17 protein-coding genes and 1 tRNA gene are annotated in these 15,156 nt (G+C 29.9%); 16 read left to right on the top strand and 2 right to left on the bottom strand.

The annotated features are described in order from the left end of the window. Positions 1-22: 22 nt before the first annotated feature. A complete protein-coding gene (locus tag NNC19_RS19775) occupies positions 23-1,171 on the bottom strand; it encodes an aminotransferase class V-fold PLP-dependent enzyme (RefSeq protein ID WP_310940420.1) in 1,149 nt (382 codons plus the stop codon). A gap of 166 nt (positions 1,172-1,337) precedes the next feature. Here NNC19_RS19775 and NNC19_RS19770 point away from each other — a divergent pair, with 166 nt between their 5' ends. The 15 genes from NNC19_RS19770 to NNC19_RS19700 all read left to right on the top strand — a co-directional run bounded on the left by NNC19_RS19770 (position 1,338) and on the right by NNC19_RS19700 (position 13,356). After that, entirely contained in the window at positions 1,338-1,574 is a 237-nt protein-coding gene (locus NNC19_RS19770) for a DUF3343 domain-containing protein (protein ID WP_310940419.1), read from the top strand. A gap of 14 nt (positions 1,575-1,588) precedes the next feature. Beyond that, complete coding sequence (locus NNC19_RS19765) at positions 1,589-2,446, top strand: mechanosensitive ion channel family protein (RefSeq protein WP_310940418.1); 858 nt, start codon at positions 1,589-1,591, stop codon at positions 2,444-2,446. 20 nt (positions 2,447-2,466) lie between these two features. Beyond that, entirely contained in the window at positions 2,467-2,658 is a 192-nt protein-coding gene (locus NNC19_RS19760) for a DUF951 domain-containing protein (RefSeq protein ID WP_310940417.1), read from the top strand. A 100-nt stretch (positions 2,659-2,758) separates the two neighbouring features. Beyond that, positions 2,759-3,046 (top strand): 30S ribosomal protein S6, encoded by a 288-nt coding sequence (gene rpsF / locus NNC19_RS19755; RefSeq protein ID WP_310940416.1) that lies wholly within the window; start codon positions 2,759-2,761, stop codon positions 3,044-3,046. A 14-nt stretch (positions 3,047-3,060) separates the two neighbouring features. Next, positions 3,061-3,507, top strand: coding sequence for a single-stranded DNA-binding protein (locus NNC19_RS19750; protein WP_310940415.1), 447 nt, complete (start codon positions 3,061-3,063; stop codon positions 3,505-3,507). A gap of 25 nt (positions 3,508-3,532) precedes the next feature. Beyond that, positions 3,533-3,778, top strand: coding sequence for a 30S ribosomal protein S18 (gene rpsR / locus NNC19_RS19745; protein WP_310940414.1), 246 nt, complete (start codon positions 3,533-3,535; stop codon positions 3,776-3,778). Positions 3,779-3,925: 147 nt separating this feature from the next. Next, positions 3,926-4,246, top strand: a complete 321-nt coding sequence (locus NNC19_RS19740; RefSeq protein WP_310940413.1) for a MazG-like family protein — start codon at positions 3,926-3,928, stop codon at positions 4,244-4,246. Between the two features lie 18 nt (positions 4,247-4,264). Then, positions 4,265-6,217, top strand: coding sequence for a DHH family phosphoesterase (locus tag NNC19_RS19735; protein WP_310940412.1), 1,953 nt, complete (start codon positions 4,265-4,267; stop codon positions 6,215-6,217). A gap of 2 nt (positions 6,218-6,219) precedes the next feature. Further along, positions 6,220-6,663, top strand: coding sequence for a 50S ribosomal protein L9 (gene rplI, locus NNC19_RS19730; protein ID WP_310940411.1), 444 nt, complete (start codon positions 6,220-6,222; stop codon positions 6,661-6,663). Positions 6,664-6,678: 15 nt separating this feature from the next. Then, positions 6,679-8,577, top strand: a complete 1,899-nt coding sequence (lonC, locus tag NNC19_RS19725; protein ID WP_310940410.1) for a Lon family ATP-dependent protease — start codon at positions 6,679-6,681, stop codon at positions 8,575-8,577. A 15-nt stretch (positions 8,578-8,592) separates the two neighbouring features. Beyond that, positions 8,593-9,921 (top strand): replicative DNA helicase, encoded by a 1,329-nt coding sequence (locus NNC19_RS19720; RefSeq protein WP_310940409.1) that lies wholly within the window; start codon positions 8,593-8,595, stop codon positions 9,919-9,921. Between the two features lie 25 nt (positions 9,922-9,946). Continuing rightward, positions 9,947-10,747 (top strand): pyrroline-5-carboxylate reductase, encoded by an 801-nt coding sequence (gene proC / locus NNC19_RS19715; protein ID WP_310940408.1) that lies wholly within the window; start codon positions 9,947-9,949, stop codon positions 10,745-10,747. 172 nt (positions 10,748-10,919) lie between these two features. Next, on the top strand, positions 10,920-12,206 hold the full coding sequence (locus tag NNC19_RS19710) for an adenylosuccinate synthase (protein ID WP_310940407.1): 1,287 nt from the start codon (positions 10,920-10,922) through the stop codon (positions 12,204-12,206). A gap of 90 nt (positions 12,207-12,296) precedes the next feature. Beyond that, complete coding sequence (locus NNC19_RS19705) at positions 12,297-12,479, top strand: DUF1858 domain-containing protein (RefSeq protein WP_310940406.1); 183 nt, start codon at positions 12,297-12,299, stop codon at positions 12,477-12,479. Positions 12,480-12,603: 124 nt separating this feature from the next. Next, positions 12,604-13,356 (top strand): acyl-ACP thioesterase domain-containing protein, encoded by a 753-nt coding sequence (locus tag NNC19_RS19700; protein WP_310940405.1) that lies wholly within the window; start codon positions 12,604-12,606, stop codon positions 13,354-13,356. 2 nt (positions 13,357-13,358) lie between these two features. Here NNC19_RS19700 and NNC19_RS19695 read toward each other — a convergent pair whose 3' ends face one another. Further along, on the bottom strand, positions 13,359-14,588 hold the full coding sequence (locus NNC19_RS19695; RefSeq protein ID WP_310940404.1) for an NAD(P)/FAD-dependent oxidoreductase: 1,230 nt from the start codon (positions 14,586-14,588) through the stop codon (positions 13,359-13,361). Positions 14,589-15,080: 492 nt separating this feature from the next. Between NNC19_RS19695 and NNC19_RS19690 the strand changes: the two genes are divergently transcribed. Then, a tRNA-Glu gene (locus tag NNC19_RS19690) sits at positions 15,081-15,155 on the top strand. The last annotated feature ends 1 nt before the right edge of the window (position 15,156 follow it).

Genomic DNA, 15,156 nt, shown 5'->3' with positions numbered 1-15,156 from the left:
AAGAAGGTTGTTATGCAGTAATTTATAAATTTTCTTCTACTTTGTTAAGTATATTAAGAGTATTATATATATCTTCTTTTGAATTAAAATAACTCAAACTTAATCTAACTGCTCCTGCTGGATATGTTCCAATAGATTTGTGAGCTAATGGAGCACAATGCAATCCAGATCTCGTTTTTATACCATTAATGTCTAATAAATAAGATAGTTCAGAAGGATCCAAATTAGTATTGTTTATAGACAAGCAAGTTGTTGAATTAATATTATTCAAATCACCATAAACTTCAAAGTTTTTAATATTTAATATACCATCAAGAAGAATAGAACGAAGATAGCTTACTTTTTCTTTTATTGTATTGATTCCTGTATTTTTAATGAAATCTATGCCTGTAGATAAACCAACAATCCCAGGCATGTTCATTGTACCAGATTCAAATTTATCAGGTAGAAAGGTAGGTTGTTCTAGTGAATAAGATAAACTACCAGTTCCACCACTAAATGTAGGAGAACATTCTGAATTTAGTTTATCATCAATTATAAAACCTCCTATGCCTTGAGGCCCAAATAAGCTTTTATGTCCAGTAAACGCAATAGCACTAGCATTTATTTCATTTATATCAATATCCAATACACCAGCTGATTGAGCAGAATCGATAATAAAAAATATATTATACTTGCAACAAATACTACCAATAGACTTAATATTTTGAATTGAACCAGTAACATTTGAAGCATGAGAAATAATACACATTTTTGTATTAGGTTTAATCATATTCTCAATATCTTCTGGAATAATAAACCCCATATTATTAGCTTGAACAAAATCAACATCTATGCCTAGTTGCTTAAGGTCGTTTAAAGGTCTCAGGACTGAATTATGTTCCATTGTTGAAGTGATGACATGATCACCAGACGTTAGAGTTCCTCTAATTAACATATTAAGTGAAGAAGTTATATTGTTTGTAAAAATAACATTTTCAGCTTTATTAAAATTGAAAAAATCAGCAATATTCTCCCGAGCTGATAAAAGTTTTCTACTACTATCTAAAGAATTAGAATAATTAGACCTATTAGCATTACCTCCTACATTAACAAGATAATCATAAATTGAATCTACCACACTTTTAGGTTTAGGAAAAGATGTGCTAGCATTATCTAAATATATATTCATAAAACACCTTCTATAATTTTTTTACTAAAATAAACACCATTGTAAAAATAATAATACAAAAGTAAGAATTGAGAAAGTATTTTTTATTATAATTATTAAGATATCTTTATTAAATATAAAAATAATATATAATAAAAATGTACAACTATACGTTTAGGAGGAATATATGGAATATTATATAATTGTTTATAAAAATACACATGATGCTATGATAGCAGAAAAAAAATTAAGCGAATTAAATTTTGATTTTAGAATAATGCCAACTCCAACTTCAATAACTCGAAGTTGTGGAATATGTACTAGGCTTGAAAAAGAAAATCAAGTAATGGATGTAATAAAAAATAAAATAGTTGAATATAAGAATGTATACAAAAAAGATAAAGATGGCTTTAAATTGATTTAAGTTAGGAGATAAAAATGCAGATAAGTTTAAATTGGGAAGATGGAACAATAAATATATGGGGAATCCCTTTTACTATACAGCAAGTAGAAAATGTTGCTCTTAGGGTATTACGTATAATAATAATATTAATATTAATGTGTTTAGTTATAAAAATTGGAAAGAGAATCATAAACAAGTTTGTAGATCAACAAATTAAAAGTAATGCAAGATTTAGTATGGATAATCAGAAAGCAAGGACTATAGGAGGTGTTATGAAGAGCATCTTAAGGTATACAACTTATTTTATAGGGATTTCTATAATAGCTACAGACTTTTTTGGTGGAATGCCAGTTGCAGTGGCTAGTGTAGGTGGTGTTGCCTTAGGTTTTGGAGCACAAAGCCTTGTAAAGGATGTTATTAATGGATTATTCATTCTATTTGAAGATCAATATGGGGTAGGAGATCATATTACTATTGGTAATTTCTCAGGAATAGTTGAGACAATAGGAATAAGAACTACATCAATAAGAGATTTTAGTGGGGGGATACATCTTATACCAAATGGGTCAATAGTACAAATAACAAATCATTCTAAGGGAAATTCAAAATTTACTGTAGATATTGAAGTAGCATATGAAGAGGATACTGATGAAATAATTAGTATAATATCCAAGGTAGCTAAAAAGTTTGAAGAAGAAAATGAAGATGTTGTAGCGCCAGTTGAAGTGTTAGGAATAAATTCAATGAGTCTATCAAAGGCTAATTTAATAATAAGAGTTTCTGGAAGTTGCAAACCACTTAAACAAGGAGGAATGGAAAGAAAGTTAAGAAAAAATATAAAAGATTCTTTAGATGAATATGGAATTAAAGTTCCAAGTTCTAAAGTAGAATAAATATATTAGGAGGGGTAAAGATGATAGAAAATTTTGATTTGGGTGATGTAGTTGAAATGAAAAAACAACATCCTTGTGGAAGTTATGAGTTTGAAGTAATAAGATTAGGGGCAGATATAAAAATAAAGTGTACTGGTTGTGGAAGGATAGTTATGATACCAAGATCAAAATTTGTTAAGGGAGCAAAAAAAATAATTAGAAGCGAAACATAATAAAATACTTGAAAAATGTATTATAAGATGGTAAAATAATAAATTGAAATCCCTGCTGTGTAAAGCACAGCCGTTAGTCCGAGGGGAGGAGGTGAAATAGATGAGAAAGTACGAAACTATATTCATACTAAGCCCATCATTTGATGAAGAAACTGTTAAAGTTAACATCGAAAAGTTTAAGGGTGTAATAGAAAATGGTGGCGGAACTGTTGAAAATGTTGATTTCTGGGGTAAGAGAAAACTTGCTTATGAAATTGCAAAAGTAAACGAAGGTTACTATACATTAGTTAACTTTACTGCTGGTCCAGAATTACCAAGAGAATTAGATAGAATATTCAGAATCACTGATGGAGTTATCAGACATATTATCGTTAAAGAAGAAGCATAATTGGAGGAATTGTAATGAATAAGGTTGTTCTTATAGGAAGACTTACAAAAGATCCAGAATTAAGGTTTGCTGCAGGTAGTGGAACTGCTGTTAGTAGATTCACTGTAGCTATAAACAGACAATTCAAAAAAGATGAAACAGATTTTATTAATTGCGTAGCATTTGGTAAAACTGCTGAAACAATATCTCAATACTTAACTAAAGGTAGGCAAATTGCTGTTACTGGAAGTATTAGAACAGGAAGCTATGATGCTCAAGATGGAACAAAAAGATATACTACAGATGTTGCTGTAGAAAGCTTTGAGTTTATTGGTTCTAATGGTGGTAGAGATAATGCTGATTCATTCAACGGTGGATATGACAATGCTGATTATTCAGCTAAGCCAGCGAACGATGCGTTCAGTGGTGGAAGCTTTAATGACGACATAACTCCTGTAGATGATGGAGATATGCCATTCTAAAAATCAAGGTAAGGAGGTAAATATCATGAGAGATAGCAGAAGACCAGGCGGTAAGATGAGAAGATCTAAGAGAAAAGTATGTGCTTTTTGCGTAGATAAGGCTGAAAATATAGATTACAAAGATGTTGCTAAGCTAAGAAAGTATGTTACTGAAAGAGGTAAGATATTACCAAGAAGAATTTCAGGAACATGTGCAAAGCACCAAAGACAATTAACTGATGCAGTTAAGAGATCAAGAAACATAGCATTATTACCATTCACAACTGAATAGTAACAATGGAGCCTCTGATATATATCAGAGGTTTTTTTTGTTATAAAAAATACTATTACAATATATGTAAAAACAGAGGAACTATTGTTGCATTACTTCACAAAAAAAATTACAATATATATACAAAGAAAAATAGGAGTGGATGGAATGAAGCATAGGGAACTTAATATTATGGCCAATGTGAAAATTATAGAAAACTTGAAGGCTCAACTACTTTGTACTGTTGGAGAATTTTTTAGATTATTAACAAAAGGAAGCAATGTTGCTCAAGATGCAATATTAGACTGTATATCTGGAGCTATAATAATTCTTTATGTATTAGGTAGAAAACTTGGTTACTCTTTACCTGAAATAGATCATGTTATGAAAAATAAATTAGATATGGGAATAAGGGCTGAAGATGAAGTGGAAAGAGAGGGAAAAAGCCTCAGTGAATTAAAGAATTATATAGGCAATAGAAAAGAGTGATATCATGGGAGGCTATGTATGAAAAAAATAATAGAACAGCCATATCTTAAGCAATTAATTCTAATCATAATAATAATGTTTTGTTGGTATTATGAAATCAAATCAGTAGGTACTGTGATATTAATATTATATTTGTTGGATAATTTCTTACTCATTAAGGAATATAAAGATAAAAGTAAGGACAATGAAGAATTTACTGATTACTTAGATAAAAGCTTGTCTGAAAATTTTTGCAACTTAAGTATTCCTGTAGTTTTAACAAATGAATTTGGAGATATAGTATGGGATAATTTAAATTTTAAAAATTTGAACAAGGGAGTATCTCAAGTTGGAAATAATATTACTGGTATAGTAAGAGAAATAAATGTAGATAAATTATTTAAAGGAAAGGTTTTAAATAATCAGAGATTAAATTTTAATAATACACTTTATGATATAAGTTGCAGTAATATTGTAAAGGGAAATGAAAAATTTAAATTAATTTATTTTAATGATGTAACAGATTTAATTGAAGTACAATCATCAAAAGAAGATTTACGAGAAGGGATAGTTCTTGTAGAAGTAGATAATTTAAGTGAAGTTCTGGATGTAACAGATGAAGGAGATAGACCTTTAGTAGTAGCAGAAGTAGAAAGAAAAATAAATTCTTATGCTCAAAAAATTGGAGCTATGATAAAAAAATATGATACTAATAAATATGTGTTATCGGTTCAAGATAAATACATTGAAGATGAGGTTAAAAATAAGTTTAAAATCTTAGATGAAATATCCAAGATAAATAAAGGAAATAAAATGGAATTAACTCTTAGTGTAGGAATTGGGAGAGGTGGAGTATCTCCTTATGAAAATAATACTTTTGCAACTGTTGCTAAAGAACTGGCGTTAGGACGTGGTGGAGACCAAGTAGTAATTAAAAGCAATGAAGACATAAAGTTTTTTGGAGGAAATACCAAAGAAATAGAGAAGAGAACCAGAGTAAGAGCTAGAGTAGTTTCGCATGCATTAAAAGAGTTAATATATGATAGCAGTAATGTATTCATAATAGGACACAATAATCCGGATATGGATTGTTTTGGATCAGCAGTTGCATTATCTTCAGTAATAAGACAGCTCGGGAAAAATTGCAATATAGTATTGAATGATGATATAAATCCTATTGACTATTTTTTAGAGAGATTAAGCAAAAATGAGAAATATAACAATGTTTTTATTTCTGCTGAAGAGGCTAATAAAAATATTGATAATAATACTTTGGTAATAATAGTAGATGTTCATAATAGAAGTTATGTTAGCAATCTTGATATTATAGAAAAGGTAAAGAGAAAAGTAATAATAGATCATCACAGAAGAAGTCCAGACATAATAGAAGGAGCTATGTTAAACTATATTGAAGTATATGCTTCTTCTACATCTGAAATGATTACTGAGATTATTCAATACATAGTAGATAAACCTCAATTATCTAAAGAAGATGCAGAAGGCCTTATGGCAGGAATAGTTATGGATACTAAAGGTTTTTCATTTAAAACTGGAGTTAGGACATTTGAAGCTGCATCATTTTTAAGAAATGAGGGAGCAGATACTGTAGAAGTAAAAAAAATGTTTACAGATAATTTGGAAGACTATCTAGCTATAGCAGAAACAATTAAGGCAGCAAAAGTTGATAAAGAAAAAAGTACAGCTATAGCAGTTTGTCCCAAAAGTGTAGATACAGTAATTGTTGCAAAGGCAGCAGATGAATTATTAAATATATCAGGGATTTTAGCATGTTTTGTTCTTGCAGAAATAGATGGTAATATTTATATAAGTGGTAGGTCTTTGGGAGATATAAATGTACAGGTTGTACTAGAAGCTCTTGGTGGTGGTGGTCATATGAATATAGCAGGAGCTAGATTAGATAGGTATACTATAAAGGAAGCTCAAGAAGTTTTAGAGGTAGCAATATCAAAATATTTAAGGATAGGTGAATAGATATGAAAGTAATTTTATTACAAGATGTTAAGAATATAGGTAAAAAAGGAGATGTAATAAACACATCAGATGGATATGCAAGAAACTTTTTATTTCCAAGGAAATTAGCTCAAGAAGCTACTGAATCAAATCTTCACATTTTAAATAATAAAAAGGAAAATGAAAGAAAACAAAAACTTGCAGAAATTGAAGCAGCTCAAAAGTTAGCAGGAGAATTAAAGGGAAAAGTTATAAATATAAAAAGTAAGACTGGTGAAAATGGAAAACTATTTGGAGCTATCACTAGTAAAGATGTAGCAGAATTAATAAAAACACAATACAAAGTTACAGTAGATAAGAAAAAAATTGTTATGGATACAATAAAGGTTTCTGGAGAATATGAAATAGAAGTTAAATTATATCCAGAAGTATCAACTAAAATGAAAGTTATTATTGTTCCACAATAATAAGGAGGAGAGTTAGTGAATTTTAAAGATGACGTAAATTTTTTACAAGATATTTTAAATGGTGATTTAACACAAGAATCACAAGTAAATGTATTATTTGAAATTTTAGAAAATTCATTGGATAAAGGAGCTGTAAGAGCTAGAACCGTTAAATATAAACTACAGAAGCATTTAACTTCACCTAATATCTGTGAAAGGATATATGCATTAAATGTAATTGCATCTGATGGAAAAGGAATAGAAGCTGTTCCAACAACTGATGAAATAGATAAGGTGTTAGAAGATACAGTTGATTTTATTGCTGAATGTATAGCTAGGAGATATGTACAAAGTAAAATAGAGTCTAAAGTTGAACAGTCAATAATAGAAAGACAAGAAAAATATATAGATGAAATAAAATTGTCTGTTATAAAGAAGCAAAAAGGAAGCGAAAATAATAAGACAAAGAAAAAATATGATGAATTAGTTAACTTAGATGAAAAGGTAACTAATAAAAATATAATGAGCTTTTTGAGACCAGAAGAGTTATATGAAATAGTTGGGCAAGAAAGAGCAGTAAAATCACTTATTTCTAAGCTATCATCACCATATCCTCAACATATAATATTATATGGACCTCCTGGAGTAGGAAAGACAACTGCGGCAAGATTAGCATTAAAAGAAACAAAAAAATTTGATTTTACACCTTTTGATGATGAATCGAAGTTTGTTGAGGTAGATGGAACAACTTTAAGATGGGATCCAAGAGAAATTACAAATCCACTTTTAGGATCTGTACATGATCCAATATATCAAGGAAGCAAGAGAGATTTAGCAGATATAGGTGTTCCAGAGCCAAAACCAGGATTAGTTACAGAGGCACATGGCGGAATATTATTTATTGATGAAATAGGAGAATTAGATAATATACTGCAAAATAAATTATTAAAGGTATTAGAAGATAAAAGGGTAGAATTTTCATCTTCATATTATGATCCAGATGATGAAAATACACCTAAATATATAAAATATCTTTTTGATAAAGGTGCTCCAGCTGATTTTGTATTAATTGGAGCAACTACAAGAGAACCTAAGGATATTAATCCTGCATTAAGATCAAGATGTACTGAAGTATTTTTTGAACCGTTATCAGCAACAGATATTAAAGAAATTGTGGAAAATGCAGCACATAAGTTAAATGTAAAATTAGAAGATGGAGTAGCTGAATTAATAAGTAGATATACCATAGAAGGTAGAAAGGCTGTTAATATCTTAACTGATGCTTATGGGCTTGCATTATATAAAAAGAAATCTGTAGTAGAAGAAATCCAAATTAAATTAGAGGATGTTGAAGAAGTTATATCCATAGGTAGATATGTTCCATTTGAAAGAGTAGATGATGAGAATGAATTTGAAATTGGTCATATTTATGGACTTGGAGTAAGTGGATTCTTAGGATCTACTATAGAAATAGAAGCTGCTGTTTTTGAAGCAAAGAAAAAAGGTGCTGGAACAGTTAGATTTAATGAAACTGCAGGGTCTATGGCAAAAGATTCTGTATTTAATGCAGCATCTGTAATTAGAAAGATTACAGATAAAGATATAAGAGACTTTGATATTCATGTTAATGTAATTGGGGGAGGTAAAATAGATGGACCTTCAGCTGGAGCTGCTATTACTGTATGTGTAATTAGTGCATTATTAGGTAAAGGAATAAGGCAAGATGTAGCTATTACAGGAGAAATATCATTAAGAGGTAATATAAAGCCTGTAGGTGGAATATTTGAAAAGGTATATGGAGCAAGAAGAAAAGGAATTAAGTTAGTACTAGTTCCTAAAGATAATGAAAATGAAATTCCAACAGGATTAAAAGATATAGAAGTAAAAGCAGTAAGTAAGATAGATGAATTAATAGAAATAGTATTAGAAAATTAGAATGGAGGGGTACTCTTGGAGACTTCGACAATGAGAAGTTTACCACATAGTATAGAGGCTGAACAATCTGTAATTGGATCTATGATTATAGATAAAAATGCAATAGCAGAAGTTACAGGAAAATTAGTAGAGAATGATTTTTATAGGGAAGGACATAAAATAATTTATAAAGCTATATTTGAAATGTTTAAGGAAGATATGGCTGTAGATCTTGTAACCTTACTAGAATATTTAAAATCCAATGATCAATTAGAGAATGCAGGTGGAGTAACTTATATTACAGAAGTAAGTTCTTCAGTTCCTACTACAGCGAACCTTTCTTCATATATAAAGATTGTAGAAGATAAATCCTTGTTAAGGAAGTTAATAAAGGCATCTACTAAAATCATAGAAGATAGTTATAATAAACAAGGAGAAGTAGAAGCAGTATTAGATCAAGCTGAAAAGAAGATATTTGATATAGCTGAAAAGAAAACTACAAATGATTTTGAATCTTTAAGTGTTGTACTAGAAAGAGGATTTATTGAAATAGAAAGGTTGTTTAACAATAAGGGAGAAGTTACAGGAGTAAGTTCTGGAATAAAAGATTTAGATGAAAAAACTTCAGGATTTCAGAAGGGTGATATGGTACTTATTGCAGCAAGACCTTCAATGGGAAAAACAACTTTTGCACTCAATATTGCAGAACATGCAGCGCTTAGATCAGGTAAGAGTGTAGTGATATTTTCTTTAGAAATGCCAAAGCAACAGCTTGCATATAAATTATTATGTTCAGAGGCTAATGTAGATATGCTTAGCCTTAGAACAGGGGAGCTTGATGATAGGGACTGGGAGAATATAGCTAGAGCAACAGGCCCGTTATCAAAAGCTAAGATATACATAGATGATACTGCTGGAGTCTCAGTAATGGAAATGAGATCTAAATGTAGAAGAATAAAGATGGAACATGGTATTGATTTAATACTAATAGACTATCTTCAATTAATGTCAGGATCATCAACAGAAAACAGGCAACAAGAGGTATCTGAAATATCAAGATCTATAAAAGCATTGGCTAAGGAAATGGAGTGTCCAGTTATAGCATTATCACAGCTATCTCGTGCTCCAGAGCAAAGAGCAGATCACAGACCAATGTTATCTGATCTAAGAGAATCAGGGTCTATTGAGCAGGATGCTGATGTAGTTATGTTCTTATATAGAGATGAGTATTATAACAAAGAGTCAGATGATAAAGGTGTAGCAGAATGTATAATAGCAAAGCAAAGAAATGGTCCAGTAGGAACTGTTAAAATGGCTTGGCTTGGTCAATATAGTAAGTTTGGTAATTTAGATGTTGTTCAATAATGAATAGCATAGATTGGGGGCTTAAATGAATAAGAAAATAGGATTTATAGGTTGTGGAAACATGGGAGGGGCCATGGTTGGTGGCTTGATTAAATCAGGATTTGTAGATAAAGAAGATTTAATTATATCAACAAAAACTGAGGAATCTGGAAGTAAACTAAAAAATAATTTTGGTGTAGAAACAACGTTATCTAATAAAATAGTTGCAGAACAAGCAGATGTATTAATTTTAGCTGTAAAGCCATTTCTTTATAAAAAGGTTATAGAAGAAATAAAAGATAGCTTATCCAAAGATAAGATAATAACAACTATTGCTGCTGGGGTAACTATTAATAATATGGAATATTGGCTTGGAGAAGGTTATAAAGTTGTAAGGACTATGCCAAATACTCCAGCACTTGTCGGAGAGGCTATGTCGGCGATATGTGCTAATAAAAATGTATTGGAAGAAGATTTAGATTATGTATTCAAAATTTATAAAAGTTTTGGAGATTATGTTGAATTAGAAGAGAAAGATTTTGATGGATTTATAGCATTATGTGGGTCATCTCCTGCATATGTATTTATTTTTATAGAGGCTATGGCAGATGCATCTGTTAAACTTGGAATTCCTAGAGTAAAGGCTTATAAAATGGCAGCTAAAAGTGTTCTAGGATCAGCTAAGATGGTGTTGGATACAGGAAAACATCCAGGAGAGCTTAAGGATATGGTATGTTCACCAGCTGGAACCACAATAGATGCAGTAACTGAATTGGAAAAGCAAGGATTTAGGAATTCTATTATAGAAGCTATGATAAAGTGTGCTGAAAAGTCAAAATCAATGTAATTGAATTAAGGGAATTGAAGTTAGTAAATTAGCTTCAATTCCTTTTTCACAATTATTTATTTTATACGAATTATTTCTGAAAAAAGTAAAAAAATATTCGACTTATTGTTGACCTATTGAATTCACTTTGCTAGTATGAAAGGTGGAGAGAATTCATAAGGAGGCAATGCATATGTCAGCATTTATTGTTTTAGGAGCTCAATGGGGCGATGAAGGAAAAGGTAAGATGACAGATTATCTTGCAGAAGAAGCAGAGGTAGTTGTTAGGTTCCAAGGGGGTAATAATGCAGGTCACACTGTAGAAGTTGGAGATAGACAATATAAGCTTCATTTAATACCTTCAGGCATACTATATAATGATAAGTTAAATGTTATTGGAAATGGTGTTGTAGTAGACCCTAAGGCCTTATTTGAAGAGATAGGATATTTAGAAAATGAAGGTGTTAAAGTTACACCTGAAAAATTAATAATAAGTGATAGAGCGCATTTAATAATGCCTTATCATAAGCTTTTAGATAAGTTAAAAGAAGAAGCTAGAGGGAAAAATGATATTGGAACAACAGGAAAAGGAATAGGGCCTTGTTACACAGACAAAATTGAAAGATGCGGAATAAGAGTTTGTGATCTTTTACATGAAGATGTTTTTGAGGAAAAGTTAAGAGAAAATGTAGCTGTAAAAAATTCATATATAACAAAAGTGTATGGTGGAGAAGCCCTTGATGTAGAAGAAATTTTAAATGATTTTAAAGAATACGCAAAGAAAATAAGACTTTTTGTAAAAGATACATCTGTACAAGTGTATAATGATATAAGAGCAAATAAGAATGTTCTATTTGAAGGTGCACAAGGAATGTTATTGGATATAGATCATGGGACATATCCATATGTAACATCATCAAACACTACTGCTGGTGGAGTAAGCAATGGAGTGGGGATAGGACCAAACTTAATTACAAATGCAGTTGGGATAGCTAAGGCTTATACAACAAGAGTAGGGAAAGGACCATTTCCTACAGAATTGAATGATGAAATTGGAGAATGGATAAGAGAAAAAGGTCATGAGTATGGAGTGACTACAGGAAGATCGAGAAGATGTGGTTGGCTTGATTTAGTAATTGTAAAATCTGCTAAAAGGGTTAGTGGATTAACATCACTTGCTGTTACAAAGATAGATACTTTAGCTGGTTTAGAGAAGATAAAAGTTTGTGTAGGATACAAATTTAACAATGAAGTGTTAGATTATTTTCCTGCTAGTTTAGAAGATTTAGCTAAATGTGAACCTATATATGAAGAATTCGATGGTTGGGATGAATCAGTAGCAGATGCAAGAAGTTATAATGAATTACCTGAAAATGCAAAAAAATATTTAAAGAGAATTGCTGAATTTACTGAGACTAAAATATCTATAGTTTCAGTTGGACCTAAAAGAGATCAAACTATGAGAGTAGATGAACTTTAAATCCGACTATTTTACTTGACATTAATTCATGTATAAAATATAATTTTTATATAAGAATATTAATATATAAAAATTAAAGAGGTGAATTAAATGATAACCAAGGATATGACAATAGGTGAAGTTATTAAACTTGATCCTAATAAAGCAGAAGTATTAATGAGCTTTGGAATGGGTTGTGTTGGATGTCCTTCAGCACAAGCAGAAACTATAGAAGAAGCAGCTATGGTTCATGGTCTTAATTTAGATCAACTAATGGAAGCATTAAATAAATAATATAAAAAAAGTTGTCTCATAGTAAATGAGGCAACTTTTTTATAATTATGAAGCTTATCATAATAAATAGAAAATATAATTGTGATAAAATAAGCTTAACTAATATAAAGAAAGTGGGGATGATATGGCAAAGAGTTATACAAAAAAATATGAAGTGAATTATCATGATGCAAATTATAAATTAAAGTGTAAGTTGTCATCAATAGTAAATTTTTTATGTGATGCAGGAACAAATCAATCAGAAGTATTAGGTGATACAATAGAAGAAATGATGGCAAAAAATTATGCATGGGTATTCTATAAATATGATATAAAAATATATAAATATCCAAGCTATAGAGATGTCATATCAATTACAACAGAACCTATTGGATTTAATAAGTTTTATGCATATAGAAAATACTATATTCAAAGTGAAGAGGGAGAATTATTAGGGGAAGGTGTAGCATTATTTTTCCTAATAAATCTTAAAAGAAGACGTCCTATGAGAATACCTCAAGAACAATATAATCTATATGGTGCTGATGGGGATGGCATGGATAGAGAGGTTGAAATGGAGGATATTATAAAGGTTGATAAAGAAGATTATAATAAAAAATTTGATATTCGTTATAGTGACATTGACTCTAATGGTCATGTAAATAACGTTAATTATCTTGAGTGGGCAATTGAATCTGTCCCAATAGAAGTTATTAAAGAGTATCAAATTAAGAGGCTTAAGATAGTTTTTGAAAAGGAAACTATTTATGGAGAGACTATTAATGTATCAGCTACAATAATAAAAGAAGCTAGTGGCAGATTAATAACAGTACATATTATAAAAAATAAGGAAGGTAAGGAAGTCACTAAATTAGAAGCTACATGGGAAAAGGAATAGCATTAAATGCTATTCCCAACCAAGAATCCTGAATTCCATGCCCATTGTAAGTTAAAGCCTCCACAATCACCTGTAACATCAAGGATTTCTCCACAAAAGTATAAGTTCGAAACTATTTTTGACTCTAAAGTTTTAGGGTTAATATCCATAGTATTAATACCACCCACAGTAACCTGAGCATTACCAAATCCATTTGTATCAATGCAAGTAAATATCCATTCTTTAAGCCTTTTGGATAATAATGATTTATATTTCCAATCAAGCTCATAACATGGTATGTGCATTTCTTTAACTCCAATATCTTTCAATAATGTTGGGATTAACTTTTTATTAATTATTCCAATTAGGGCATCAGAGATACTTCTATGAGAGAATACAGCTAGATGTCCTTGCAAAAAGTTATCAACATCTTCTAATGATAAATTAGGCATCATATCTATCTTTATTTCAACTTTTCTATTCTTATATAAATTTCTTGAGGCTTCAGATGAAATTTGAAGTATAGGTGGACCTGATATCCCATAATCAGTAAAAAGAATTTCACCAACATCTTCTCTTAAAATTTTATTATCCACAATTAGATAAGCTTTTCCATTAAACTTTACTCCTGAAAGAGATTTTAAATAAGGATAATCAAGCTTTAATTGGACTATTCCAGGTAAAGGATCTATAATTGAATGGCCAAGAGACTTAGCTAACTTATAACCAGAACCATCAGATCCTGTTTTAGTAGCTGATTTTCCTCCACAGGCTAAAATAAGTTTTCCACAAGAGAATGAAGGAAATTCTTCATTTGTTGTGGATAAGTTAAATTTTTTATCTTTGTGTATAAAATTAATTTTGCAATTTGTGTATAAAGGAATTTCTCTTTCAACTAAAGAAAACCTTAAGATATCCACAACTGATGATGCTTGCAATGATTGTGGATAAAGTTTTCCATTTTCTAGTTCTACTAAAGGCAATCCTAAAGACAAAAAAAAGTTTTTTGTATCTTCTATTGAAAAATTATTTAAACAATAATTAAAAAAATCATTATTTTGGCTATTATAATTTTTATAAGTAAAATTATAATTTGAAATATTACATCTACCATTTCCAGTAGTTAAAATTTTTTTTCCTATTCGATCAGTTGATTCGATGATGGCAACATCTTTTCCTAAGTCTTTTGCAATTATTGCAGACATTATTCCAGAAGCGCCACCACCAACAATGATTATATCATGATATATCATAGATAAATTATCTCCTTATTTAAAAATATAGAGTGAAACTTTTATATTTGTTAGCTATCAGATAAATAAATTTTAACATAGTAGTATTATGTATTAAATAATAAAATTAATTAAGTAAAAAATTTTTTATTAAAAACAATTTACGAATAATCATAAAAAATAAATTTTATAAGATTATAGAATTTATTTATAAATAAAAATTTTTATATTTTTATAAAAAATGAATAACTTAGTGATAAAGTTTTTTGAGTTTTTATAAAAGATAAATAGAAAGAAAAAAACATAGGATTTAAGCTTGTTCATATGGAATTAATAAAGTGAAAACTGATAAGAGATTCTTTTAGAAAATAATTGTTTAGAGTATAAAATTTGGTGAGAAAAATAAAAAAATAAGAAATTTATAAAAAATGTGTTGACACCTTTAATGAATTTAGGTATTATAGTCTATGTGGTCAGCGCCAAACAAATTGGGCAGCTACCCAATAACAATTTGGCTCCTTGGTCAAGCGGTTAAGACACCACCCTTTCACGGTGGTAACAGGGGTTCGATTCCCCTAGGAGTCACCAT

Origin of the sequence: Clostridium sp. SHJSY1, from assembly GCF_031626875.1 — a bacterium.
In the GTDB taxonomy this organism is placed as follows: domain Bacteria; phylum Bacillota; class Clostridia; order Clostridiales; family Clostridiaceae; genus Clostridium.
This window is presented reverse-complemented; position numbering and strand designations above follow the sequence as displayed.

Coding starts and splice junctions, on each gene's coding strand:
- NNC19_RS19775 (WP_310940420.1), bottom strand. CDS start 1,171: ATGAATATATATTTAGATAATGCTAGCACATCTTTTCCTAAACCTAAA.
- NNC19_RS19770 (WP_310940419.1), top strand. CDS start 1,338: ATGGAATATTATATAATTGTTTATAAAAATACACATGATGCTATGATA.
- NNC19_RS19765 (WP_310940418.1), top strand. CDS start 1,589: ATGCAGATAAGTTTAAATTGGGAAGATGGAACAATAAATATATGGGGA.
- NNC19_RS19760 (WP_310940417.1), top strand. CDS start 2,467: ATGATAGAAAATTTTGATTTGGGTGATGTAGTTGAAATGAAAAAACAA.
- rpsF (WP_310940416.1), top strand. CDS start 2,759: ATGAGAAAGTACGAAACTATATTCATACTAAGCCCATCATTTGATGAA.
- NNC19_RS19750 (WP_310940415.1), top strand. CDS start 3,061: ATGAATAAGGTTGTTCTTATAGGAAGACTTACAAAAGATCCAGAATTA.
- rpsR (WP_310940414.1), top strand. CDS start 3,533: ATGAGAGATAGCAGAAGACCAGGCGGTAAGATGAGAAGATCTAAGAGA.
- NNC19_RS19740 (WP_310940413.1), top strand. CDS start 3,926: ATGAAGCATAGGGAACTTAATATTATGGCCAATGTGAAAATTATAGAA.
- NNC19_RS19735 (WP_310940412.1), top strand. CDS start 4,265: ATGAAAAAAATAATAGAACAGCCATATCTTAAGCAATTAATTCTAATC.
- rplI (WP_310940411.1), top strand. CDS start 6,220: ATGAAAGTAATTTTATTACAAGATGTTAAGAATATAGGTAAAAAAGGA.
- proC (WP_310940408.1), top strand. CDS start 9,947: ATGAATAAGAAAATAGGATTTATAGGTTGTGGAAACATGGGAGGGGCC.
- NNC19_RS19710 (WP_310940407.1), top strand. CDS start 10,920: ATGTCAGCATTTATTGTTTTAGGAGCTCAATGGGGCGATGAAGGAAAA.
- NNC19_RS19705 (WP_310940406.1), top strand. CDS start 12,297: ATGATAACCAAGGATATGACAATAGGTGAAGTTATTAAACTTGATCCT.
- NNC19_RS19700 (WP_310940405.1), top strand. CDS start 12,604: ATGGCAAAGAGTTATACAAAAAAATATGAAGTGAATTATCATGATGCA.
- NNC19_RS19695 (WP_310940404.1), bottom strand. CDS start 14,588: ATGATATATCATGATATAATCATTGTTGGTGGTGGCGCTTCTGGAATA.